Annotated in this window: 25 protein-coding genes; 13 read left to right on the forward strand and 12 right to left on the reverse strand. The window is 66.5% G+C overall.

The genetic code is table 11. The features are described 5' to 3' along the window. Positions 1-3 precede the first annotated feature (3 nt). Together dapC and B1A87_RS03420 are read left to right on the forward strand one after the other, a co-directional pair. Positions 4-1152, forward strand: a complete 1149-nt coding sequence (dapC, locus tag B1A87_RS03415) for a succinyldiaminopimelate transaminase (protein ID WP_078028111.1) — start codon at positions 4-6, stop codon at positions 1150-1152. 244 nt (positions 1153-1396) lie between these two features. After that, positions 1397-2680, forward strand: coding sequence for a citrate synthase (locus tag B1A87_RS03420; RefSeq protein ID WP_078028110.1), 1284 nt, complete (start codon positions 1397-1399; stop codon positions 2678-2680). Between the two features lie 139 nt (positions 2681-2819). Here B1A87_RS03420 and galE read toward each other — a convergent pair whose 3' ends face one another. Continuing rightward, positions 2820-3839 carry a UDP-glucose 4-epimerase GalE gene (galE, locus tag B1A87_RS03425; RefSeq protein WP_078028109.1) on the reverse strand — a complete coding sequence of 340 codons (1020 nt, stop codon included), beginning with the start codon at positions 3837-3839 and terminating at the stop codon, positions 2820-2822. A gap of 113 nt (positions 3840-3952) precedes the next feature. On the opposite strand from galE, the gene B1A87_RS03430 reads away from it, so the two are divergent. Continuing rightward, the gene (locus tag B1A87_RS03430; RefSeq protein WP_078028108.1) at positions 3953-4579 is read left to right on the forward strand and encodes a TetR/AcrR family transcriptional regulator; all 627 of its coding nucleotides are present in this window, start codon (positions 3953-3955) and stop codon (positions 4577-4579) included. Positions 4580-4669: 90 nt separating this feature from the next. After that, positions 4670-5281: a hypothetical protein gene (locus B1A87_RS03435; RefSeq protein WP_078028208.1), complete on the forward strand. Its 612-nt coding sequence runs from the start codon at positions 4670-4672 to the stop codon at positions 5279-5281. Here B1A87_RS03435 and B1A87_RS03440 read toward each other — a convergent pair. Both B1A87_RS03440 and dapD read right to left on the reverse strand, forming a co-directional pair. After that, entirely contained in the window at positions 5278-6129 is an 852-nt protein-coding gene (locus B1A87_RS03440) for a hypothetical protein (RefSeq protein WP_078028107.1), read from the reverse strand. The two genes, B1A87_RS03435 and B1A87_RS03440, sit on opposite strands and share 4 nt — an antisense overlap. Before the next feature lie 61 nt (positions 6130-6190). Beyond that, positions 6191-7219: a 2,3,4,5-tetrahydropyridine-2,6-dicarboxylate N-succinyltransferase gene (gene dapD, locus B1A87_RS03445; protein ID WP_078028106.1), complete on the reverse strand. Its 1029-nt coding sequence runs from the start codon at positions 7217-7219 to the stop codon at positions 6191-6193. Positions 7220-7283: 64 nt separating this feature from the next. Here dapD and dapE point away from each other — a divergent pair, with 64 nt between their 5' ends. Then, a complete protein-coding gene (gene dapE / locus B1A87_RS03450; protein ID WP_139362791.1) occupies positions 7284-8408 on the forward strand; it encodes a succinyl-diaminopimelate desuccinylase in 1125 nt (374 codons plus the stop codon). Between the two features lie 121 nt (positions 8409-8529). On the opposite strand, the gene B1A87_RS03455 is transcribed toward dapE, so the two are convergent. The 4 genes from B1A87_RS03455 to B1A87_RS03470 all read right to left on the reverse strand — a co-directional run bounded on the left by B1A87_RS03455 (position 8530) and on the right by B1A87_RS03470 (position 11818). Then, the gene (locus tag B1A87_RS03455; protein WP_078028105.1) at positions 8530-9369 is read right to left on the reverse strand and encodes an amino acid ABC transporter permease; all 840 of its coding nucleotides are present in this window, start codon (positions 9367-9369) and stop codon (positions 8530-8532) included. Next, the gene (locus tag B1A87_RS03460) at positions 9366-10016 is read right to left on the reverse strand and encodes an amino acid ABC transporter permease (protein ID WP_078028104.1); all 651 of its coding nucleotides are present in this window, start codon (positions 10014-10016) and stop codon (positions 9366-9368) included. The genes B1A87_RS03455 and B1A87_RS03460 overlap by 4 nt, the downstream gene beginning before the upstream one ends. Positions 10017-10115: 99 nt before the next feature. Continuing rightward, positions 10116-11003 carry a glutamate ABC transporter substrate-binding protein gene (locus tag B1A87_RS03465; RefSeq protein WP_078028103.1) on the reverse strand — a complete coding sequence of 296 codons (888 nt, stop codon included), beginning with the start codon at positions 11001-11003 and terminating at the stop codon, positions 10116-10118. Between the two features lie 59 nt (positions 11004-11062). Beyond that, positions 11063-11818, reverse strand: a complete 756-nt coding sequence (locus B1A87_RS03470) for an amino acid ABC transporter ATP-binding protein (RefSeq protein ID WP_078028102.1) — start codon at positions 11816-11818, stop codon at positions 11063-11065. Between the two features lie 106 nt (positions 11819-11924). On the opposite strand from B1A87_RS03470, the gene B1A87_RS03475 reads away from it, so the two are divergent. From B1A87_RS03475 to B1A87_RS03490, 4 genes are all read left to right on the forward strand, one after another. Continuing rightward, positions 11925-12710, forward strand: a complete 786-nt coding sequence (locus tag B1A87_RS03475; RefSeq protein ID WP_078028101.1) for a TIGR00730 family Rossman fold protein — start codon at positions 11925-11927, stop codon at positions 12708-12710. Positions 12711-12745: 35 nt separating this feature from the next. Continuing rightward, positions 12746-13153 (forward strand): DivIVA domain-containing protein, encoded by a 408-nt coding sequence (locus tag B1A87_RS03480; RefSeq protein WP_260680626.1) that lies wholly within the window; start codon positions 12746-12748, stop codon positions 13151-13153. Positions 13154-13248: 95 nt separating this feature from the next. Continuing rightward, the gene (locus tag B1A87_RS03485; protein WP_078028100.1) at positions 13249-14502 is read left to right on the forward strand and encodes a hypothetical protein; all 1254 of its coding nucleotides are present in this window, start codon (positions 13249-13251) and stop codon (positions 14500-14502) included. 237 nt (positions 14503-14739) lie between these two features. Continuing rightward, a complete protein-coding gene (locus B1A87_RS03490) occupies positions 14740-14907 on the forward strand; it encodes a DUF3117 domain-containing protein (RefSeq protein ID WP_009357720.1) in 168 nt (55 codons plus the stop codon). Between the two features lie 44 nt (positions 14908-14951). On the opposite strand, the gene B1A87_RS03495 is transcribed toward B1A87_RS03490, so the two are convergent. Continuing rightward, positions 14952-15584 carry an O-methyltransferase gene (locus B1A87_RS03495; protein WP_078028099.1) on the reverse strand — a complete coding sequence of 211 codons (633 nt, stop codon included), beginning with the start codon at positions 15582-15584 and terminating at the stop codon, positions 14952-14954. A 256-nt stretch (positions 15585-15840) separates the two neighbouring features. Here B1A87_RS03495 and sigE point away from each other — a divergent pair, with 256 nt between their 5' ends. The 3 genes from sigE (at position 15841) to B1A87_RS03510 (ending at position 18003) form a co-directional block, all read left to right on the forward strand. Next, positions 15841-16458 (forward strand): RNA polymerase sigma factor SigE, encoded by a 618-nt coding sequence (gene sigE / locus B1A87_RS03500; protein ID WP_078028098.1) that lies wholly within the window; start codon positions 15841-15843, stop codon positions 16456-16458. A gap of 118 nt (positions 16459-16576) precedes the next feature. Next, a complete protein-coding gene (locus tag B1A87_RS03505; RefSeq protein ID WP_144275710.1) occupies positions 16577-17491 on the forward strand; it encodes a hypothetical protein in 915 nt (304 codons plus the stop codon). Positions 17492-17580: 89 nt separating this feature from the next. Then, on the forward strand, positions 17581-18003 hold the full coding sequence (locus tag B1A87_RS03510; RefSeq protein ID WP_078028097.1) for a Sec-independent protein translocase TatB: 423 nt from the start codon (positions 17581-17583) through the stop codon (positions 18001-18003). 45 nt (positions 18004-18048) lie between these two features. Here the strand turns inward: B1A87_RS03510 and B1A87_RS03515 are convergent, their stop codons facing one another. From B1A87_RS03515 to B1A87_RS03525, 3 genes are read right to left on the reverse strand one after another with little or no spacing between them, the layout of a single operon-like run. After that, complete coding sequence (locus B1A87_RS03515; RefSeq protein WP_078028096.1) at positions 18049-19176, reverse strand: Mrp/NBP35 family ATP-binding protein; 1128 nt, start codon at positions 19174-19176, stop codon at positions 18049-18051. Between the two features lie 11 nt (positions 19177-19187). Next, entirely contained in the window at positions 19188-19922 is a 735-nt protein-coding gene (locus B1A87_RS03520) for a DUF1003 domain-containing protein (protein ID WP_078028095.1), read from the reverse strand. Next, on the reverse strand, positions 19903-21186 hold the full coding sequence (locus B1A87_RS03525; protein WP_078028204.1) for a magnesium transporter MgtE N-terminal domain-containing protein: 1284 nt from the start codon (positions 21184-21186) through the stop codon (positions 19903-19905). Before B1A87_RS03525 ends, B1A87_RS03520 begins: the two co-directional genes overlap by 20 nt. Before the next feature lie 77 nt (positions 21187-21263). Between B1A87_RS03525 and B1A87_RS03530 the strand changes: the two genes are divergently transcribed. After that, the gene (locus B1A87_RS03530; protein ID WP_078028094.1) at positions 21264-22106 is read left to right on the forward strand and encodes a general stress protein; all 843 of its coding nucleotides are present in this window, start codon (positions 21264-21266) and stop codon (positions 22104-22106) included. A gap of 151 nt (positions 22107-22257) precedes the next feature. On the opposite strand, the gene B1A87_RS03535 is transcribed toward B1A87_RS03530, so the two are convergent. Continuing rightward, complete coding sequence (locus B1A87_RS03535) at positions 22258-23838, reverse strand: aminopeptidase P family protein (protein WP_078028093.1); 1581 nt, start codon at positions 23836-23838, stop codon at positions 22258-22260. Between the last annotated feature and the right edge of the window lie 74 nt (positions 23839-23912).

Below are 23912 nucleotides of genomic sequence, written 5' to 3' on the forward strand. Positions count from 1 at the left end.
TAGGTGACGACAGCTGTGCGTAGTTTCGGCCTGAGCCTTCCCGATTACCCGTGGGAGGCGATGGCGCCGTACCTCGCCAGGGCGGCCCAGCACCCGGGCGGGGCCGTCAACTTGTCCATCGGAACGCCCGTGGATCCCACGCCCGCGGTCATCCAGGACGCCCTCCGCGCCGCGGCGGACGCCCCCGGCTACCCCACGGTGCACGGCACTCCTGCGCTGCGGGAGGCGATCGCCGGATGGTTTGCACGCCGGCGCGGCGTTCAGGGGCTGGATCCCCGGGATGTCATGCCCACGGTCGGCTCCAAGGAGCTGGTGGCCTGGCTGCCGTTCCTGCTCGGCCTGAGGCCCGGCGACGTCGTGGTCCGCCCCACCGTTGCCTACCCCACCTACGACATCGGGGCGACTTTTTCCGGAGCCACCGCCGTGGCCGCGGACGACCTCGATGAACTGGACGCCGCCACCCGTGCGAAGGTCCGGCTTGTCTGGGTCAACTCCCCGGGCAACCCGACCGGCAGTGTCCGCGATGCGGCCTCTCTGCGGAAGATCGTGGACCAGGCCCGCGAAATCGGCGCGCTCGTGGCCTCCGACGAGTGCTATGCCGAACTCGGCTGGGGGGAGTGGGACCTGCAGCGCGGGGGAGAAGCCGTTCCGAGCATCCTTGATCCCCGTGTGGCTGGCGGCTCCCACGACGGCCTCCTGGCGGTCTATTCGCTGAGCAAGCAGTCCAACCTGGCCGGCTACCGGGCGGCCTTCGTTGCGGGCGATTCAGCCATCATGGCCAACCTCGTCAACAGCCGCAAGCACGCCGGAATGATCGTCCCCTACCCGGTCCAGGAAGCCATGCGGGTGGCCCTGGGCGACGACGGGCACGTGCAGGCACAGAAGGACCTGTACCGCGGGCGCCGCGAACGGATCCTGCCCGCGCTCGAAGGTTTCGGCCTGGAGATCCAAGCGTCCTCCGCTGGCCTGTACCTGTGGTGCACCGCCGGCGAAGCAACTTGGGACACTGTGGCGCGCCTGGCGGAGCGGGGCATCGTGGTGGGGCCCGGAGTGTTCTACGGCGACGCCGGCAACGGCTACGTCCGCGTGGCGCTCACCGGATCGGATGAGCGGATCGACGCCGCGGTGGCCCGGCTGGCCAGTGCCCCCTAACGGTTACCCCGTAACAATGGTGTGACACGCGCCACAAGTGGGCCGTTTTGGGGGATATTTGGCGGTCGCGGATTAGTGGTGCGTTGCAAGTGGCGGTACTTTTTAACTGACTATCAATGGTGGCTTTCTACAAGAAGGCAGCACGGCCGTTGGATATCCCGCCTGTGCGGGATCCCCGCGCGGCTCACCTGATGTTGGATCAAGCTTTCTACAGAGAGGCCCCGACGCCTCATGAGGAGACTCCATGACTGAGACCACCAGCGCAACCCTGCGCCATGCGGGCGGCGAACTCGAACTCCCGCGCATCAAGGTTGTAGAAGGAAACGAAGGCTATGACGTTTCCAAACTGCTGAAGCAGACGGGCGCCGTTGCCTTTGACCCCGGCTTCATGAATACCGCGGCCACCACCTCGGCGATCACCTACATCGACGGCGACGCAGGCATCCTGCGGTATCGCGGCTACCCGATCGAGCAGTTGGCCCAGCACTCCAGCTTCCTGGAAGTTTCCTACCTGCTCATCTACGGCAACCTGCCCACGCCCACCGAGTTGGATGCCTTCGACCAGCGGATCCGCCACCACACCCTGCTGCACGAGGAGCTCAAGGGCTTCTTCAGCGGCTTCCCCCGTGACGCCCACCCGATGCCGGTGCTGTCGTCGGCCGTCTCCGCGTTGTCGACCTTCTACCAGGATTCGCTGGACCCCTTCAATGCCGAGCAGGTGGAGGTCTCCACCATCCGCCTGATGGCCAAGATGCCGGTCATCGCCGCCTACGCGCACAAGAAGTCCATCGGTCAGCCGATGCTCTACCCGGACAACTCCCACAACCTCGTGGAGAACTTCCTGCGCCTCAGCTTCGGCCTGCCGGCCGAGCAGTACGAGATGGACCCGGTGATCGCCAAGGCACTGGACCTGCTGCTCATCCTGCACGCCGACCACGAGCAGAACTGCTCCACCTCCACGGTCCGGCTGGTGGGTTCCTCCAACGCCAACCTCTTCGCCTCCGTCTCCGCCGGCATCAACGCCCTCTTCGGCCCGGCCCACGGCGGCGCCAACGAGGCGGTCCTCAAGATGCTGCGCCAGATCCAGGCCGACGGCATCAAGCCTGAGGACTACATGGAGAAGGTCAAGAACAAGGAAGACGGCGTCCGCCTCATGGGCTTCGGGCACCGCGTCTACAAGAACTACGATCCCCGCGCCAAAATCATCAAGGCGACCGCGCACGAGGTCCTCAGCAAGCTCGGCGGCAACGACGAACTCCTTGACATCGCGATGCGCCTCGAAGAGAAGGCCCTGGGCGACGACTACTTCATCCAGCGCAAGCTCTACCCGAACGTGGACTTCTACACCGGCCTCATCTACAAGGCCATGGGCTTCCCGGAGAAGATGTTCACCGTGCTGTTCGCCATCGGCCGCCTGCCGGGCTGGATTGCGCAGTGGCGTGAAATGATCAGCGACCCCAACACGAAGATCGGCCGCCCGCGGCAGCTCTACACGGGAGAGCCCGAGCGGCACTACCCGGCCCGCTAACAGCGACCGCCCAAAACGACGCCGGCCGCGCACCCTCGAAAGGGTGCGCGGCCGGCGTCGTTGTTATTGGCAGGGTTTCGCTCCCCGCCCCCTAACCTCGCAAGCCCGGTCAGGGAACACGGCGGGCGCGGGCCCGGGCTCAGCCAGCGTCGACGTAGCCGTGCGGGTTGTTTTTCTGCCAGCGCCAGTGGTCCTCGCACATTTCGTCGACCGTCTTGGTGGTGGACCAGGAGAGATCGGCGAGGGCCGAGGTCGCATCCGCCCAGAAAGCCGGCAGGTCCCCGGCACGGCGGCCCGTGACCTCGTACGGAAGCGCGTGGCCCACGGCTTTTTCGAAGGACCGCAGGACCTCCAGCACGGAGGAACCCCTGCCTGAACCGAGGTTCCAGCGGAACACGCCGCTGCGTCCGGTGATGTGGTCCAGGGCCGCGACATGGCCCTCGGCGAGGTCCACCACGTGGATGTAGTCGCGCAGGCAGGTGCCGTCCGGGGTGTCGTAGTCGCCGCCGAACACCATGAGCTTCTCGCGCCGGCCGACGGCCACCTGGGCGATGAACGGGACGAGGTTGTTCGGGATGCCCTGCGGGTCTTCACCGATGCGGCCTGAGGGGTGGGCGCCCACCGGGTTGAAGTAGCGCAGCAGTGCTATATGCCAGCGGTCGTCGGCGGCGCCGAGGTCCGACAGGATGTCCTCGATCTGTTCCTTGGTGCGGCCGTACGGGTTGTTCGCGCCGATTTCCATCTTCTCCACGTACGGGACGGCATTGTGCTCGCCGTAGACGGTGGCAGAGGAGCTGAAGACGATCGAGCGGACGCCGTGCCGGTCCATGGCCCTGATGAGGTTCAGCGTGCCGACCAGATTGTTGTGGTAGTACTTCAGCGGCTCACGCACGGATTCGCCCACGGCCTTGAGGCCGGCGAAATGGATGACGGCATCGATGCCGTGCCGGTCGAAGACGGCGTCGACGGCGGGCTCGTCCAGCAGGTCCACGTTGTGGAAGACGGCCTCCTTGCCCGTGAGTTCGGCGACCCGACGCAGGGACTCTTCGCTCGAGTTCACCAGGTTGTCGATGACAACCACATCGTGGCCGGCTTGCTGCAGGGACAATACCGTGTGCGAACCGATGTAGCCGGTGCCGCCGGTGACCAGAATTTTCATGCTCCAACGTTATCCCAACCGCACCGGCGGTTACCGACTGTTTCGGCCATGGCGGCGGCGGGAACCTCGGCGGGCCTCCCCCGCGTCACGGCACAAGCGTGCTAAAAACAAGGGTGCCCAAAATAGTGGATGCCGCCGCCCGGCGCCTGGAGATTGTTGACGCCGTATGCCGGATCATCGCCACCGACGGACTGGAACGTGCGTCCCTGCGCGAGGTTGCCGACGAGGCAGGCCTGGCAGTGGGCTCGGTGCGGCACTATTTCGCCACGAGCGAGGAGTTGCTGACGCTCTCCTTCGCGGCCGTGGTGGACCGCATCCTTGGCCGCCTTGACGCTGCCCTTGCCGGGGTATCCCGAGCATCCGGCGCCGATGCGCAGCACGAGGCAGTTTTAACCCTGCTGAGCGAGTTCCTCCCGCTGGATGAGGAACGTGCCTTGGATGCCTGTGCGTGGCTCGCCTTCAAGAATGCGGCACGGATCCGGCCGTTCCTTGCCGCCGAAGCCGACCGGAGCCACCGGGCCGTGGCCGCCGTCGTCGGGCAGTTGATCACCCGCCTTCTGGCCGAGGGCGACAGCGGCGGCGTGCAGCTGGTCACCGAGGCCGAGCGCCTCCTTGCCACTTTGGACGGGCTGACGATGCACGCGCTCCTGCAACCGGCGTGGCTGACCCGGGAAATGTGCCGGGATGTGCTCGAATCCCATCTGGCGGGGCTTCGCAGGACCGCCGGCGCCAGCCATTAACGTCCCCGGGCTGGGGGAATAGACTGAAAGCCGGAGAGCGGGTTGCCGGATAAACGGGGGCGGAGTTCAAGATGCCAAGGAGGCATGCGGATGCAGCACACAGGCGGTCCAGGCTGGCGAATCACCATGGACACGTCAGGGCCCATGCTCATTGCCCTTTACATACGTGATGTTTCCGGACTGGACGGTGCAGGCTTTCCCGCCCTTTCCCATGCCGCGCCCAAGGTCCGGCACGCCGATCACTCCCACCTGACCGCCGAGGTGGGTGGGATCAGCGCGCTCAAGACCGAGTGGGAAGCCTGGTGGGAACAGCTCGTGAAGGCCCATCCGCAGATGTCCCCGGAGATGTCGCCGCCGGGCTTCAGGTCCTTTGCCAATTCCCCGGCGCTCCGGCGGGTACTGCAGGCGCACTTCGGGGCCGCCCTGACCTGGGCCCGGGAGCGCCGGAAGGAATACGCGGAGCTGGAAGCCGAACGCGTGGCCGGCGGTTCCGCGCACCTGCTGGAGGACATCGTGGAGGACCGGCTGCTCGAGGTCGGCCGGAATTCACGGGACTTCGACCTGACCATCATTGAACTCCCGCTCGATGAGCAGCGCGCATGGTTCCTGGAACCTGACAAGATCATCATGAGCCACGACCTGTTGTCCCAGCCCGAAGTGTTCCGGAGCTACGTGCAGCCAGTCGTGGAAATACTGGTCTAAGCCGGGTCCCCGGCAAGGGTGATAACTACCCTGCCGTCGGAGGCGCCCGCGTCCTGCCATCCGTTCCGGGCCTGCCGGTCCCAGCTTTGTCCGTCCACCTGGACGCGGGTCACGGCGAACTTTTTCGCGTTTGCCACCGCCCAGTGCGCCAGCGACCACGCCAGGTCATCCGTTGCCTCCAGTTCGAGGGTCCGGCCGGACGCCGTGGCGGGAAGGGCTCCGTACGCGGACTCCGCCTCGGCCAACAGGGCCTCGGGGTCACCGGCGGCGTCCGGGGTGCGGAGCGTGCAGTCAAGGGCACCGCGGGCCTGGCCGCTCAACGCCGAGGCGAAGACGCGGCCCATGGCCTCGTGCTGTGCATAGGCGCGGGGGTGCGCCGAACGCTGGACGCGCTGCGCGGCCTCGGTGATCGCCATGGTCGCGTAACCGGGAACCTCCACGAGCGCGTCGTAAAACGCGTTCGTGGCGTGGTGCGGGTCCATCACCTGTTCCTGGGTGCCCCAGCCCTGGGAAGGCCGCTGCTGGAACAGGCCCCTGGAATCCGGTCCCGCCAGATCGCCGTGGCCGATATTCCTCAGCTTGGACTCCTGCATGGCCGTGGCGAGGGCGATGCTCGCCGCACGCGGCGGCAGCCCCCGGCGCACTGAGACGGCAGTGATCAAGGCCGCGTTGGCGGCCTGGTCCGTGGCCAGCTCGGCGCGTTGCGTCCCGACGACGGCGGTGCACCCTTCCGTGACGAGCTGCTCGGAGCGCTGCACCAGCGCTGTCACCGTGTAGATGCCGCCGGCGACGAGGACGAGGGAGAGGACGACGACGATCGCTCCGCGCAGCTTGCGTCTGCGTGTCACGTACTCTCCCTCAGGCCCTCGTCGGGCCGGTAGATGCCAGTGCCGGCCGCACCCGGACGGGTCAGTTGGCGTGCAGGGCGTCGTTCAGCTCCACGGTCTGGCCCTTGCGCGGCAGGACTTCCACCGCACCGGTGCTGGAGTTGCGGCGGAAGAGCAGGTTGGGCACGCCGGAGAGCTCCACGGCCTTGACGATTTTGGAGGTATCTTCGCCGTCGGCGTCTTTCGGACCGACCACGCGGACCCGCGTGCCGGCGGTGACGTAGAGGCCGGCCTCCACCACGGAATCGTCGCCGATGCTGATGCCCACGCCGGAGTTTGCGCCCAGCAGCACGCGCTGGCCCAAAGCTATCTTTTCCTTTCCGCCGCCGGAAAGGGTGCCCATGATCGAGGCGCCGCCGCCGACGTCGGTGCCGTCGCCCGCCACCACACCGGCGGAGATGCGGCCTTCCACCATGGAGGTGCCCAGCGTGCCGGCGTTGAAGTTGACGAAGCCCTCGTGCATGACGGTGGTGCCTTCGGCCAGGTGGGCACCGAGCCGTACGCGGTCGGCGTCGGCGATGCGGACGCCTGCGGGGACGACGTAGTCCACCATGCGGGGGAACTTGTCGACGCCGTAGACGGTCACGGCGCCGCGCCTGCGGAGCTTCGCGCGCGTCAGTTCGAAGCCGTCCACGGCGCACGGGCCGAAGTTGGTCCAGACGACGTTCGGGAGCTTTCCGAAGACGCCGTCGAGGTTGATGGTGTTGGGCTTGACGAGGCGGTGCGACAGGAGGTGGAGGCGGAGGTAGGCATCGGCGGTGTCGGCCGGTGCTTCGTCCAGGTTGACCTGCACGAACACGACCTTCTGTTCGGTGCCGCGGTCCGCATCTGTTCCCTCCGCGGCGATCGCGGCCAGGGATTCGTCGGCGTTCTCGACGCGGCGAAGGCTTTCGGCGGCCACGCCGAGGGCAGGGGCCGGGAACCAGACATCGAGCACCGTGGCGTCACCGCTGCGGGTGGCGATGGTGGCCACTCCGAATCCGTAGGCCGAGCGGGAGTCGTCGGACAGCGTTTGGGCAGCGGGCACGGCAGAAGAAGCGGTTTCAGTCATGGCCCCAGTCTATCGAGACGACGTGCACGCACAGAAACCTGCAGCCCCGCGGCGATAGAGTTGGATGGTGATTGCCGAAACAGCCCCTGTGACCCTTGACCTGCGCCAGGACGTGGCCCTGCTGACGTCTGCTCTCATCGACATGGACAGCGTGTCGGGCAACGAAGGCGCGCTTGCCGACGCGGTGGAGTCCGCGCTCCGCCGGCTCCCCGGCCTCAATCTGGTCCGGGACGGGGACTCGATCATCGCCCGCACGGACCTCGGCAGGGCCGAACGCGTGATCCTGGCAGGCCACCTGGACACGGTGCCGCTGCCTGTGACGCCCGGCTCGCTGGGGACGGTTCCGTCCAGCTGGCCCTCAGGTGTTCCGGGCGAAGGAGTCCTCTACGGCCGCGGCGCCACCGACATGAAAGGCGGCGTTGCGGTGCAGCTCGCGCTCGCCGCGTCCATGTTCGACGGCGGCGCTGAGCCGACCAAGGACGTCACGTTCGTCTTCTACGACCACGAGGAAGTGGAAGCCGTCAAGAGCGGCCTGGGCCGGCTTGTCCGGAACCACGGGGACCTGCTAAGGGGCGACTTCGCCATCCTGCTGGAACCGACCGACGGCAACGTTGAAGGTGGCTGCAACGGAACCATGCGGTTTGAGGCCACCACAACGGGGGAGGCCGCCCATTCGGCGCGTGCGTGGATGGGCCGCAACGCCATCCACGCCGCGGCGCCCATCCTGGAACGGCTCGCAGGGTACCGGCCGCAGACCATCAACGTGGACGGCCTGGAATACCGCGAAAGCTTGAATGCCGTGAAGATCCACGGCGGCACAGCCGGCAACGTCATTCCCGACCGCTGCGTGGTGGAGATCAACTACCGCTTCGCGCCGGACAAGACACCCGACCAGGCGGAGGCCCACGTGCAGGAGCTGCTCCAAGGATTCGATGTCGTCCGCACGGACAGCGCCGCCGGCGCGCGGCCCGGACTGCACCACCCCGCGGCCGCGTCCTTCGTGGCCGCCGTGGGAGCCGAACCCAAACCCAAATACGGCTGGACCGACGTCGCGCGTTTCAGCGAGCTCGGGATCCCGGCGGTGAACTTCGGCCCCGGTGATGCGCTGCTGGCGCACAAGGACAACGAGCACGTGGAGGCCGAAGCCGTCCGGGCCTGCCTCCGCGCACTGCAGACGTGGCTGTCCTGAGCAGCCGTTCCGGCTGAAGGGCCGACCAGCCCGAACGTTGGCAAAGACAGAAGGTCCGCAACCATTCGGTTGCGGACCTTCTGTCCTTGCGCCCGCGGACCTGGCGGGTTACTTCACGGGTTTACTTGACCACGGTGGAGACGCCGGCCGTGGGGGCCTTCGCCACGCCGCCGGCAGCCTTCTTGGAACCGCGGCGTTCAATCCAGATGGCGAGCCGGGAGACCGCCAGGTTGATGGCGATGTAAATTGCCGCCGCCACGAAGAACACCGGGAACAGGAACTGCGGGCCGAGGAAGTCCGCCATCACCTGCACCGCGCGCAGGAGCTCGCCGTAGGCGACGATGTACCCCAGCGAGGTGTCCTTCAGCAGCACCACGAGCTGAGCCACCAGGGACGGCAGCATGCGCCTGATGGCCTGCGGCAGTTCGACGCTTAGCCGGGACTGGAAGCTGGTCAGGCCGATCGCCAGGCCGGCTTCGCGCTGGCCCTTTGGAAGGGACTGGATGCCCGCGCGGATGATCTCGGCAAAGATCGCCGAGTTATAGAGCACCAGGCCGGCAACGACCGCAATGAACGAGCTGGTGGCGAACACGAGCAGCACGAACAGCATCATCAGGACCACGGGCATGCCGCGCAGGAATTCCAGCACGATCCGGGTGGGAATCCTGATCCAGGCGATATCAGAGATGCGCATGAGGCACAGCAGGAGCCCCAGCGGGAAGGCGATGACAGCTGAGATGGCGGCGGCACTCAACGTGGCGCCGATGCCGTTAAGGATCAGCGTCCAGACATCCGCCTGCCCGAAGATCGCCCACCGCTGCGCCTGGAAGATTCCCTGCTGGGCGAGCGTGACAATGGCAAGCGCCAGCAGGCCGCCGATGAGCACGACACCGATGACGGAGCCGATCAGGGAGACCCGGCGGGCCTTGGGGCCCGGGACGTCGTAGAGAACGGAAGTCATCGGGCGATCGCCACCTTTCGTTCGACCTGGTGGGCCAGGTAGCCAAGCGGCACTGTGATCAGGAGGTAGAAGAAGGCAACGCCCACGAGCACCCACATGACCGCGTCACCGTGTTCGTTGGCGAGCTGTTTGCCGTAGCCGAACAGCTCCAGCACGTAGAACGCACCGGCCACCGAGGAGTTCTTGACGAGTGCGATCAGGATGTTGATGAGGGGCGGAACCACCGTGCGCAGTGCCTGGGGGAGGATGATGAGGGACAGCACCTGGCCGAACTTCATGCCGATGCTGCGTGCAGCCTCCGCCTGGCCGACCGGGACGCTGTTGACGCCTGACCGCACGGCTTCGGCGATGAAGGCCGACGTGTACGCGCTGAGCGCGATGATGGCGGCGACCTCGAACTGCTGGAAGGTCACGCCAAGCCGGGGCAGAACCACGGCAGCAAAAAAGAAGGCGATGGTCAGGGGGGTGTTACGCACCACCTCCACGTACGCCATGCTGAAACCGCGGAGGGCTGCTACGGGGGACACCCGGGCGGCGGCGAGGAGCGTGCCAACGACCAGGGCAATAATGCCGGACACGACGGCCAGGAACAGGGTTCTGAGAAAGCCGTCCCAGTACTGCGGGAGGCTCTCAATGATGACGTCCATAGGGTCCTTCAGCTGCGTTCGTGGGGAATGAGCGGAAAACGGAGGCGGCGGTTACCGGCGCCGTGGAGTGCACGGCCGCAGGTAACCGCCACACCGGTTTTAGTAGCGGTCGATCGCGGGAAGGTCAGGTGCAGTCTTGATGACAGCGCCAGCAGTGGCTTCCCAGGCCTTCTTGTAGGAGCCGTCCTTGGCAAAGCCTTCCAGCTGGTCGTTGATCCAGTTGCGGAATTCGGTATCGCCCTTCTTCAGGCCGATGCCGTAGGGCTCCTTCGTGAAGGTCTCTTCGGAGGCCAGCTTGAAGGCGTCCGGTTCCTTGTTGACAAAGCCGGCCAGGATCACGTTGTCTGTGGTGACCGCCTCAACCTGCTTGTTGCGCAGCGGCTCAAGGCAGGCCGAGTAGGTGGCCGCCGGAACCAGGACTGCGCCGTACTTTTCCACGATGGTGGCAGCAGGGGTGGATCCGGTCACGGAGCAGACGTTCTTGCCCTTGACGTCCTCTGGCTTGGTGATGGACGTGTTGTCCTTGTTCACCATGAGCGCCTGGCCTGCTTCGTAGTAGGGGCCGGCAAAGTCGACTTCGGTCTTGCGCTTGTCGTTGATCGTGTAGGTGGCGACGATCAGGTCCACCTTGCCCTGCTTGATGAACTGTTCGCGGTTGGCGGAGACGGTTTCAACCCATTCGATCTTGTCAGCGGGGATCCCCAGCTTGGCAGCGATCAGCTTCCCGATTTCGACGTCAAAGCCCACCGGCTTGCCGTCCAGGCCCTTCTGGCCGAACAGCGGCTGGTCAAACTTGGTGCCGATGGTCACCTTGCCGGCAGAAGAGAGCTTTTCCATGGTGGAACCAGCGGCGAAGCTCGGCTTTTCGACGGGGGAGGGATTGGTGCCGCCGCCGGTGCTGCCGCCGCCGCAAGCGCTCAGGGTCAGTGCAAGAGCTGCGGATGCTGCTACCAGAAGGGATTTCCTTCGGGTCAAAAATGCCTTCATGACATTCCTTTCATTGGGCGGCCGCCATAGACGGCCTTGGGGTGCGAACTGGGGAGTTGTCAGTGCGTGAGGAGCTTGGAGAGGAAGTCCTTGGCGCGGCTGCTTTGGGGATTGGTGAAGAACTGCTCCGGCGTGGCGTCTTCGACGATCTGGCCGTCCGCCATGAACACGACGCGGTCGGCTGCCTTGCGGGCGAAGCCCATCTCGTGGGTCACCACGATCATGGTCATGCCCTCCTTGGCCAGCTGGATCATGACGTCCAGGACTTCGTTGATCATCTCCGGGTCCAGCGCCGAGGTGGGCTCGTCGAAAAGCATGACCTTGGGCTTCATGGCCAGTGCGCGGGCGATGGCCACACGCTGCTGCTGGCCGCCGGAGAGCTGGGCCGGCAGCTTGGGTGCCTGGTGGCCGACTCCCACACGCTCGAGCAGGGCCATGGCCTCCTTGTCCGCCTCCGCCTTGGACACTCCCTTCACCTTGATGGGGCCGAGGGTCACGTTTTCCAGGATGGTCTTGTGCGCGAAGAGGTTGAACGACTGGAAAACCATGCCGACGTCCGCGCGGAGGCGCGCAAGCTCCTTGCCTTCTGCGGGCAGTTCCTTGCCGTCGATGGCGATATCGCCGTCATCAATGGTTTCGAGGCGGTTGATGGCCCGGCACAGCGTGGACTTGCCCGAGCCTGACGGACCGATGACCACAACGACCTCGCCCTTGCGGACCTGGAGGTTGATGTCCTTCAAAACGTGCAGCTGGCCGTAGTGCTTATTGACGGCATTCAGGGAGACGAGGGCATCGCCGGGCACTTGAGTAGTCATAAGTACGAATCTAGCGAACATTGGTCACATATGACCGCAATCACTCCAACTTCCTGCGGATCGTAATTCAAGAGATACCTGCAGGTCAGCAGGTTAGCCTTGGGTGATGAGCATCAACGCAGATCCGTCAAAATCCGTTCAGCCCCGCCGCAAAGGGCCCCTTGAGCTCCGCCGCAAGCAGGCGGCGGTTGAGATGTCGGACCAGCGGCTGCTCGACACCAAGGGCCCCGGACACTTCATCCACACCGACCCCTGGAGGGTGATGCGGATCCAGAGCGAATTCGTGGAAGGCTTCGGTGCGCTGTCGGACCTGGGCCAGGCTGTCAGCGTTTTCGGCTCGGCACGCACCAAGCCGGGGAGCTTGTTCTATGAGATGGGTGTTGAGGTGGGGCGCAAACTGGCGGAAGCCGGCGTGGCGGTCATCACCGGAGGCGGCCCGGGATCGATGGAGGCGGCCAACCGCGGAGCCGTGGAAGGCAACGGCGTGTCGGTCGGCCTTGGCATCGAACTGCCGTTCGAGCAGGGGCTGAACCAGTGGGTGGACCTGGGGATCAACTTCCGGTACTTCTTCGCCCGGAAGACCATGTTCGTGAAGTATGCGCAGGGTTTCATTGTCCTGCCCGGTGGACTCGGCACCCTTGACGAACTCTTCGAAGCCATGGTCCTCGTCCAGACGCAGAAGGTGACCTCCTTCCCGATCGTGCTCCTGGGCAAGGATTTCTGGGGCCCGATGATGGAATGGATCCGGGGGACGCTGGTGGCCGAGGGCATGGTGTCCGAGAAGGACATGGACCTGGTCCAGGTGGTGGACGACCCGGAAGAGGCCGTCAACCTTGTCCTGCACGGCCACGTCCGCCCGCCGTCCACCAACGGCGACCAGCGGCCCGAGTAGCGGGCTGGGCCGCAGAGGCGCCGGCGTCTGGCACGATGGTTGATGTGAGTTTCTTCCTCGTTTTCCTTGCCATCGTCCTGATAGGCGCAACAGCCCTGATCGGGACCGACATCGGGGCAGGCCTCATGCGGAAGAGGCGCTCCGGGAACCCGCTGATCGACGACGGTTTCGATGAGCCTGTGGCGTCGCTGCCCCCGGTCCTGCTGCCCGCCGATGCCAAGCCCACCGACGTCGACCACGTCCGCTTTTCGCTGGGTCTTCGCGGGTACCGGATGGACCAGGTGGACGAGGTGCTCGATGACCTCCGCGACCAGATCGCGTCCAAGGATGGCCAGCTCGCTTCCAAGGAGGCCGAGATCGCGGCCCGGGACGCCGAGATCGAGCGGCTCCGGGAGCAGCTCCGGAACAATGTCCTGAGCGCCACCGCCGAGGACCGGCCTTGACCGGTCATGCCCCCGGTCCCGGCTCCGCTTCCGGATCTGCTTCCAGCAGGCCCGAGGCAGCGTCCGGGGCACTTCGGCCCGCTCGGGCCGGCGGAATGACGGGTGCGCTGGGTGCGGTCTCGTCGTCGTTTGCTGCGCGGGCAGGCCGCTCGCCGTGGTGGGTCCAGGCGGCGGCCCTCTATGTGGGTGCCCGGCTGCTCAGCGCCTGCATCTTCATGTCCGCGGCGCTGCACCAGGGGGTGAACCCCTGGTTCCCCGCCAAGCCCGATTACTGGAACTTCATCAACATCTGGGATGCCCGCTGGTACGGCGATGTCATCACCGGCGGGTACCCCTCCGAGCTGCCGGTGGATGGTGCCGGGAACGTCAGGGAAAACACCTGGGCCTTCTACCCTTTGTTCCCCGCGCTGGCGCGGATGCTGTCCGGCGTCGCGGGAATCAGCCCTGCGGCCGCCCTCACGGTCATCGCGATGCTCGCGGGCCTCGCCGCCTCACTGGTGATTTATGTGCTGTTCCGCGACAGGGCCGGGCACGCGACAGCCCTTTGGGGAGTGGCGTTCTTTGCCACGTTCCCCGTCTCCCCGGTGCTGCAGGTGCCGTACGCGGAGTCCCTCAACGTACTTCTGCTCGCCACCTCCCTGCTGCTGGTGATTCGGCGGCAATATCTGTGGGCCATTCCCGTGGTTGTGGCGATGTGCCTTTCCCGCCCCACCGGCGTGCCGTTCGCCGCGATGGCCGGCTTCCTGTTCCTCTACCGTGCGGCGGAGGCATGGCGGCACGGCCGGAACAGGGGTGCGGCGAACCCTGCCGCGCCGGACCTCCCAGGCGTCCATGGCCGGGCGGAGCTGTGGTCGCTGGCGGCGCTAACCGCGGTGAGCGCGGCGGCCGCGCTCCTGTGGCCCGCCATCGCGTGGGCAACAACAGGAGACATCGAGGCCTACACCAAGACCGAAACGGTGTGGCGCGGGCAGGACCTGGTGCCGTTCAGGCCGTGGTTCGACACCGGCGTGCAACTGTTCGGCCCCGTCATGGGCATTGTGGCGCCCTTTGCCTTCGTGGCGGCGTTCGGCCTGCTCATGATGTCCCGGCCGGTGCTGCGGCTGGGAACGGAACTCAGGCTGTGGTGCGTGTGCTACATGGGGTATCTCGTGGTTTTCCTGCACCCGCAGACCAGCACGTTCCGCATGTTGCTCCCGCTGTTTCCGCTGGCCCTGTCCGCAGCGCTGGTGTCGAGGTCGCGGGCCTACCGTGGCGCGGTGCTCGTCATGTTCGTCCTGCTGCAGATCGTGTGGGTGGTGTGGCTTTGGGCCTGGGCCCAGCTCCCCGGAGGCGGGGATTATCCGCCCTGACCGCCGCGCCGACACGCCGTGCGGCAGCACACGTAATCTTCAGCCGCACGGAATGTCCATCGATTAGCTACAGACGGGTAATTACAGGATAATAGAGGATAAGCAGGGACAAGAAGCATACGAAGTGTTCAGCCATGGCGGCTGCCGGAACCGGTCGCCATAGCGGCTTGTTTGACCATGCGGACTCAGCCCGGCCGGGCTGCTCAGTCCTGGGACTACTTGGAGGGGATATTCCTCATGGCGGCTATGAAACCACGCACCGGCGACGGCCCTATGGAAGTAACCAAGGAGGGCCGCAGCCTCATCATGCGTGTGCCGCTCGAAGGCGGAGGGCGGCTCGTGGTTGAACTCAACGCCGCAGAAGCGGCCAACCTCAAGGAATGCCTCGTCGGCGTCACCGAATAATGTGTTGGGCAGGGCCCGCAGCCAGCAGGCTGCGGGCCCTGCCTTTACTTCTTAACCGCTACCAGCAGCCCGTCTCCGGTGGGCAGCATCGCGGAGGACAGCCGGTCGTCGTCGCGCACGGACTTGCCAACCTGGCGCAGTACAACGGTGGTGGCGTCACGCGCCGCGGGGTTGGAGACCCGGTCCTTGTCCAAGGCATCGTTGACGATCAGGAGGCCGCCGGATTTGAGCAGGCGGACGGCCTGCTCCACGTAGCGGGGAAAATTAGGCTTGTCGCCGTCGATGAACACGAGGTCGTAGGCGGCATCGGTCAGCCTGGGCAGGACGTCGCCCGCGCGGCCCGAAATGGTGCGCGTCCGGTTCGCCGGGCTTCCGGCTTCGTGGAATGCCTCGCGCGCGGCCTTGAGGTGCTCGACGTCGACATCGATGGTGGTCAGCACGGCCTGCGGCCCGAGCCCGCGGAGGATGCACACGCCGGACACCCCGGCGCCCGTGCCGATCTCGACGGCGGTCTGCGCCTTTGATGCTGCCGCCAGCACCGTCAGCACGGCTCCCACTCCGCGTCCGATGGGGGTCACACCCAGCTCAAATGATCGTTCCCGGGCGCGCAGCAGGACCTCGTCCTCGGCAGGCAGATCTTCTGCGTAGGACCAGCTCGTGGACTTATCGGCGCTCATGGGTATTCGCTTTCTGGGCGGCAGGGGGCGTGTTGCTTACAGCGTACTTGGTCCGGCGGCGCACGGCCGGAAGGTGACGGCGGGGTGGCCTGTGATGGCGGATACTGTTGCGCTTACGGCAAAAGGGGGACCCGCAGTCAGGAAATTCCCAGCCATCTTTGAAATGATGGTTATCCGCTCATCCAAGTGGTGATCGGCGCCGAACCAATGATGTCAACCACATCAGGCGTTAGTACATCCACGAGGGGAGTGGACGATGTCAGGATCAGTTGTGGCACCTGTCCCTACAATTGAAGAGCCCGCAGCCGACTGGGTCATGCCCACGTGGGAAGAAGTGGTGACCAACCACTCCGCCAAGGTCTACCGGCTTGCGTACCGGCTGACCGGCAACAAGTACGACGCCGAGGACCTGACCCAAGAAGTGTTCGTCAGGGTCTTCCGTTCCCTGGCCAACTTCAAGCCCGGGACGCTGGACGGCTGGCTGCACAGGATCACCACGAACCTCTTCCTGGACCAGGCGCGGCGCAAGAGCCGGATCCGCTTCGATGCCTTGGCGGAGGACGCCGAATCACGGCTGCCGGGCCGGGAGCCGGGGCCGGAGCAGAGCTTCGAACTCAACAACCTGGACCTCGACGTGCAGGCCGCCCTGGAGGAACTGCCGCCGGACTTCCGCGCCGCAGTGGTGCTGTGCGACCTGGAGGGCCTGTCCTACGACGAGGTCGCCGAGGCCCTGGGCGTGAAGCTCGGTACGGTGAGGTCGCGCATCCACCGTGGCCGGACCATGCTCCGCGAGAAGCTCGCCCACCGGGATCCGAGGCCCCAGCAGTCCCGCAAGCCGAGGTTGAAGTTGTCCCGCATCGCCGGCGTTCTCTGATCGGCGCCATGGTTCAGTTGCATCGCTTGCTGGGGGGGCTTAAAGACAAAACGGCATCTCTGCACGTCGCTGCGGCGCGCCATCCGAGGACGCCGGATCATCTCCGCCAGTGCAGCGAATGCGCCGCCGCGCTCCGGCGGCAGCGCCAGTACCTGGAAAGGCTCCGCGAGGCTGCCATCCCCGCGGCCAGCGACGATCCTGTCTCTTATACACATCTGGCCATGGCGCCCGCCGCGGCCGCTCCACGCACCAGCCCCTCAGGCTGGCAGGTCTTGCCGGCGGCGTCGCCGTCGTGGCCGCCGGGGCAGTCGCCGCGGGAGCCTACCTGTCCGCCGGAGAACCCCCGCAATATGCGGCCACCGCTGCTTCGGTGTCCGGCGACACCGGGCACACCGGCCCCGCTGACACTCCTGGCCAGGACGGTACCCCCGTCACCGGCGCGGCCGGGAACGGCCCGGCCGCCAGCGAGGCGGAAAACCGGCTGGCCAACCTGCGATCCCAGGGCTGGGCGTGTCCTGACCTTAAGGCCATGGGCTTCCGCCTGGTGTCAGCCACGACGACAGTGCGGGGCGGCCATCGCGCCGTGGTGCTGCGGCTCTCCGACGGCCGGCATCTGGCCACCATCCTGGAACAGCACTCCGCAACGCTCCCGGCCGAGGGGCAGGATGCGGCCGTTCCCACCCAGCCGGACTCACCTGTCAATCCGCTGACGGGTCACCCGGCCGGCCTCGACGGGTTCGTTGCAGTCGCTGCTGCCGGCAGTGAGGCGGGCGGAAGGCTCTGGATCAAGGCGGCGGCGCCCTGGAGCGCCATCTACGAGGCTTCCGGGACCACCTTCACCTACACGTCCGACCTTCCGGCCGAGGCAGCCGACGACGCCGTGGCAGCGCTGGCGGCGGCAGGCCTGGCAACGGATCCGGGACTCGTGGCGAACGCACGGCCGGACGCGGGCGCGGACCATGCCGGTACGGAATCCATCCTTGACCGCCTGGAACGCGGCCTCCGCAAGTTGGCGCGGCAGTTCCCGAAATGACATGCATCCCGGCTGTGCCGGCGGGCGGAATACGGCCGTGACCGGCATCAAATCGTCCCCACGTCCCAGGAGAGGGTAATCTTCCTAAAGTGTTTGGAATCAACGGCCCGGAGTTTATTCTGCTGCTGCTCATCGGCATTCTGGTGATCGGCCCCCAGCGGCTGCCCGAATACACCCAGAAGCTGACAAACCTGGTCCGCGAGGTGCGCCGGATGGCGTCCGGGGCGCGGGAGCAGATCAAGGAAGAAGTCGGCATCGACATCGATGAAGTCGACTGGAAGAAGTACGATCCGCGCCAGTACGATCCGCGCCGCATCATCAAGGAAGCGCTCCTCGACGACGACACGAAGCCGGTGAGCCCGGGCGGACCTTCCAGCGGGACCGCTGCCACCGCGGCCGCCGTTTCCGGCGCGGTAGCGGCTGGAGAATCGTCGCCGGAATCCCACATCAGGCCGCTGCTGGAGCGCCTGCCCGACGGCGTGCCCGCACCGTTCGACACGGAAGCCACCTAGGCGCTGCCCTTATTTAGGCGCTGCGGTCAGCCCTCTGCTCCGGGCTCAGCGGGGCTGCAGCCCCAGCGACAGCCCGGTGAGGCCGCGCGGCTTGGCCGAAAGCTTCCCGGCGATCCCTGACAGTGCCGCCGCTGCGGGCGTTTCGGGCCGGCCGAGCACGATGGGCTGGCCGGAGTCCCCGCCTTCCCGCAAGAGGATATCCAGCGGGATCTGACCCAGCAACGGCACGTCCGTGCCGGTCGTGGCGCTCAGCCGTTCGGTGAGCGACTGCCCGCCGCCGCTTCCGAACAGTTCCATCCGGCCGCCGTCGGGCATTTCCAGGTACGACATGTTCTCGATGACCCCGGCCACCGTCTGACCCGTCTGGGTGGCGATGGCGCCGGCCCGCTCGGCGACATCGGCCGCGGCGGCCTGGGGAGTGGTGACCACCAGGATTTCGGCTTTGGGCAGCAGCTGCGCCACAGAAATGGCGATATCGCCGGTGCCCGGAGGCAGATCAAGGAAGAGGACGTCCAGGTCTCCGAAGTAGACGTCCGTGAGGAACTGCTCGAGTGCCCGGTGCAGCATCGGTCCGCGCCAGGCGACCGGCTGGTTTCCCGTGACGAACATGCCGATCGAGATGACTTTCACACCGTAGGCCACCGGGGGAAGGATCATGTCATCCACCCGGGTAGGCGGCTGCGTGATGCCCATCAGGGCCGGAACCGAGAAGCCGTAGACATCCGCATCCACAATGCCGACGCGGAGGCCCTGGGCTGCCAGGGAGCAGGCCAGGTTGACGGTGACGGAGGACTTTCCCACGCCGCCCTTGCCACTGGCCACGGCAAACACCTTGGTCAGCGATCCCGGCTGGTTGAACGGGATGCCGCGCTGGCCCCCGGGACCGCGGAGCTGCTCCTTCAGGGCGTCGCGCTGGGCCTGGGTCATCACCTTCAGGTCGACGTCGACGGCGGTGACGCCTGGAACACGCAGCAACGCTGCCTCGGAATCCCTCGTGATGGTGTCCCTGAGGGGGCAGCCCGCGATGGTGAGCAACACCGCGAGGCGCACCGTGCCGTCCTCGGAAATCTCCACGGAATCAACCATGCCAAGTTCCGTGATGGGGCGGCGGAGTTCCGGATCGATGACGGTTGCCAGGGCAGCGTTGACTGCCTCAACGAGGGCGGTGCTCATGCTGTGGGTACTCAGCTTTCGGGAGAGGTGGGACGCGGCTGCGCCGAGCGGTTCTGGCGCGCCGCCTTGTCCGGCTTGACCTTGGGGATCTGCTGCGTGCGGGGGTTGCGTTGCCGGTCCCGCTTTTCCTTCAGCTTCTCCCTGACCAGTTCGCGGGGCGACTCGTGGCTGCCGGGGCCGGTGGCTTCGTGCGTGCGCAACTCCTCCTGGGCCTCCAGCAGGTCTTCGAGCATGCTGCGGAGCTCGGCCCTGACGTAGTCGCGGGTGGCCACTTCACGCAACGCGATGCGCAGCGAGGCCAGTTCGCGGGTCAGGTATTCGGTGTCGGAGAGGTTGCGCTCGGCGCGCTGGCGGTCCTGCTGGAGGGAGACGCGGTCGCGGTCGTCCTGGCGGTTCTGGGCCAGCAGCAGCAGCGGAGCGGCGTAGGAGGCCTGCAGGGAGAGCATCAGCGTCAGGAGCGTGAAGCCAAGCTCAACCTTGTCGAACTGCCAGGCTGAGGGGGCGAACGTGTTCCAGGCCAGCCAGAACAAACAGAACACGGTCATGTACAGCAGGAACTGCGGCGTGCCCATGAAGCGGGCAAAACCTTCGGTGGCGTGGCCGAACGCATCGGGATCGGGGGAGAACTTGGGCAGGATGCGCTGCCGGCCGCTCAGCGGGGTGTCCAGGCTGCCCTTGCCCGCGGCCTTACCTTGAGTCCGCGGACCGGCGCCCTTTGCGGTGTTTTCAGCCAATGCGGCCTCCAAGCCTTCTGATGGGAGCTTCGCCGTCGTTTGCCCGCCAGTCATCCGGCAGCAGATGATCGAGGACGTCATCAACGGTCACGGCCCCTACCAGCCGGCCGGCCTGGTTGACCACGGGTAGCGAGTTCAGGTTGTAGGTGGCCAGCGTGCGGGCCACCTCGCTGATGTGGGCCTGGTCCGACAGCGGCTCCAGGTTCTTGTCCACGAGGTTTCCGAGCGGCTCGAACGGCGGAAAGCGGAGCAGCTGCTGGATGTGCACCACGCCAAGGAAGCGGCCGGTGGGAGTTTCCAGCGGCGGCCGGGCAATGAAGATGGACGAGGCCAGAGCGGGGGACAGCTCTTCACGGCGGACGTGGGCGAGTGCCTCAGCCACCGTGGCCTCGGGCGGAAGGATGACAGGAACGGGCGTCATTAGGCCGCCGGCGGTGTCTTCGTCGTATTCGAGCAGGCGGCGAACGTCCTCCGCGCCTTCGGGCTCCATCAGCTGCAGCAGCTCTTCGGCCTGCGCGGAGGGGAGTTCACCGAGGAGGTCGGCGGCGTCGTCGGGGTCCATCTCCTCCAGGACGTCGGCCGCGCGCTGGACGTCCAGGGCGGAGAGGATCTCCACCTGGTCGTCTTCGGGCAGCTCCTGCAGGACGTCGGCGAGGCGTTCGTCCTGGAGTTCGCTGGCGACTTCGAACCGCCGTTTGTCGCTCATCTCCTGCAGTGCCTCGGCGAAGTCCGCGGGCTTGAGGTCCTCGTGGTTGGCGACGAACTGCGTGGCGGCCTGGGGCTCGGTCTTGGCCCCCTGGTGCGCGTCCGCCCAGTCGATGATCATGGTTTCGTTGCGCCGGAGCCTGCTCAACGGGGCCAGCGAATGGCCGCGCCGGACGAACAGCTTGCTGACGAACCAGTCGCCGGAGCGGTGCTGGTCCATCGCGATGTCCTCGATGGTGGCGTCACCGCTGCCGTCCCGGAGCGTGACGCGGCGGTCGAACATCTCGGCCACCACCAGGGTCTCGGCACCGCGTTGTTCGAAGCGGCGGAGGTTGACCAGGCCGGTGCAGATGATCTGGGTCTGGTCGATGGAGGTAATCCGCGTCATGGGTACGAACACGCGCTTCTTGCCGGGCACCTCGACGACGATGCCCACCACGTGCGGGGCGCCGCGGGTACCGCGGGAGAGCACCACGACGTCGCGCAGCCGGCCCAGACGGTCGCCCAGGGGGTCGAAGACGTCCAGTCCCAGAAGGCGTGCCACGAAGACGCGGGTAGGATTTGTGCTCACCACTACAGGCTACCGAGTCTGCTCTCTTTTAGCTGAATTTTCAGCTCGCACACATCCTTATGGGCAAGAATGGGTGTATGTCAAACATTTTTGGTGGTCCCAAGGCTGGTGTCCCGAACGGCTCCGACGAATCCCGGACAGTCCCCACGGGGGATACCGTCGGCACGTATACCTCCTACCTGGACGCCCAGAAGGCAGTCGACTACCTCGCCGACCAGCAGTTCCCCGTGCACATGGTGTCGATCGTGGGCAACGACCTGAAGATGGTGGAACGGGTGACCGGGCGGCTCAGCTACCCCCGCGTGGCACTTTCGGGTGCGCTGAGCGGCATGTGGTTCGGTCTCTTCGTCGGCGTCATGCTGTCCTTCTTCACGCCTGCCGGCGGGACGTTTTCGATCATCAGTTCCGTCCTGATGGGCGCGGCGTTCTTCATGCTCTTCGGGATCGTCACCTATGCCGCGCAGCGCGGCAAGCGTGACTTCACGTCCACCAGCCAGGTGGTGGCGACCAACTACGACGTCGTGGTGGCGTTGGAAGCCGCACATGAGGCCCGCCGGCTGCTCCAGCAGCTGCCCATGTCGCCGTCGGACGCCTCGGGTGCCCGGCCCGTGAGCTACCCGCAGCGCGACTACCAGGGCCAGCCCTACCAGCAGCCCGGTCAGCAGGGCCCGGCACCGCAGCGGCCCGCCGGGTGGAACGACCCCTATGGCCAGCGCCAGGAGCCGCAGGGCGCACCGGCCGAGGGTAACCTGGCCCAGGGCGGTGCCCCGGCGCAGGGCGACCACGCCGCGGAGCCTCAGGTGCAGCGGCCTTCACCGGCTGTCCGCTACCCGGACCTGCCGGACGGACGCCCGCAGTACGGCGTGCGCGTGAGCGATTCCGGCCAGGCGCCGCAGCACAAGGACGAAGAGCACCGGTAGCAGCCCGGCGGCTGCGCTGCACGGCCTGTACGAATAAGGCAGGGCCACCTGACGGTGGCCCTGCCTTATTCGTACACTGCGACCCCTTGCTCGTGCACTGCGCCAGTGCGCGCCCGGCGCTGCCCAGCCTCCCGTGCAGGCGCCGCCCGTGCTAACTGCGGGCGTCGAGCTCCTGGTAGATTCCCGCCATCCATGCCTCGACGTCGTCGGCGGTGCGGGGCAGGGCGGCGCTGAGGTTGACCGGGCCGTCAGCTGTCATCAGGATGTCGTCCTCAAGGCGCACGCCAATTCCGCGGTACTCCGCGGGGATGGCCAGGTCCTCGTTCTTGAAGTAGAGGCCGGGTTCGATGGTGAAGACCATTCCCTCGGCGAGCACGCCGTCAAGGTAGAGTTCCCGCTTGGCCTGCGCGCAGTCGTGGACGTCCAGGCCGAGGTGGTGGCTGGTGCCGTGCGGCATCCAGCGGCGGTGCTGCTGCCCGTCCTCGCTGATGGCTTCCTCGACCGGCACCGGAAGCAGGCCCCACTCGGCAAGGCGTTCCGCCAGCACGGTGGTGGCCGCGGTGTGGATGTCACGGAACCTGGTGCCGATCTGGGCTGCGGCAAATCCGGCGTCGGCCGCGTCAAGCACAGCTTCGTAGACCTTGCGCTGGACCTCGGAGAAGGTGCCGTTGGCCGGGAGCGTGCGGGTGATGTCTGCGGTGTAGAGGGAGTCCGCTTCGACGCCCGCGTCCAGCAGGAGGAGTTCGCCGGCGTTGATCTTGCCGGTGTTCCTGGTCCAGTGGAGCACGGTGGCGTTGTTGCCGGCCGCGGCAATGGTGTCGTAGCCGAGTTCGTTGCCTTCCTCGCGGGCCCGGGCGAAGAAGGCGCCCTCCACCACACGCTCGCCGCGGAAGTGCGTCAGCGCCCGGGGCAGCGCCTTGACCACTTCGGTGAAGCCCTCAGCCGTGGCTGCCACCGCGATCTGCATTTGCTCGACTTCCCACTCATCCTTGATCAGGCGGAGTTCGGAGAGGGCCTCGGTGAGCTTCTCGTCCAGGGCGTCCAGCACGCCGAGGTCCAGGTTGTCCGGGTCCTTGGCCGTGTTGTAGCGGGCGGTGTCCACGAGGGCGTCGATGTTCTCGTCCACCTTGCGCACCAGCCGGATCGAGATGCCGCCGATTTCCGGGGCGCCCACGTTCTTGGTGATGGCCATTTCAAGTTCGTCGATGTGCGCTGTCGCGAGGCCCAGGCGTGCCTCGAACTCGGCCAGGGTGGGCCGCGCGCCGATCCAGAATTCGCCGGACCGCGCGTCAGCATAGAACTGCTCGGTGTCCCGGCCCGCCAGCGGGCGGAAGTAAAGGGTGGCCCGGTGGTTCCCGCCGTCGTCGCCGGTGCCTTCCTTGACAGGTTCGAAAATGAGCACGGCATCGGGCTCATGGTCGAGGCCGAGGCCGGTGAGGTGCGCGAAACCGGAGTGCGGCCGGAAGCGGTAGTCGCAGTCGTTGGAGCGGACCTTCAGCGGACCGGCCGGCAGCACCAGGCGTTCACCTTTGAACTGTCCGGAGATGGCGCGGCGCCTTCGGGCGGCGTGGTCAGCCACGGCGTCGCGCGCAGGGGTCACCTGCGGGGACGGCGCCCAGTTGCTGGCCATGAAGGCCTTGAAGGCATCGGAACTGGGCCGCTGCGAGCGGTTGTTGACGCGCTCTTCGAGGGGCTGGGAAGCGGAGTCTTGGGTGTTGTCTGCATCGTTCACCGTCCCATAGTCTCACCAGCCATGCGGCTTAGGCCAACACAGCCCCGCGGCGGAAAGCTGCCCGTCCGGCCGCA

The organism is Arthrobacter sp. KBS0703 (genome assembly GCF_002008315.2).
Lineage (GTDB): Bacteria > Actinomycetota > Actinomycetes > Actinomycetales > Micrococcaceae > Arthrobacter.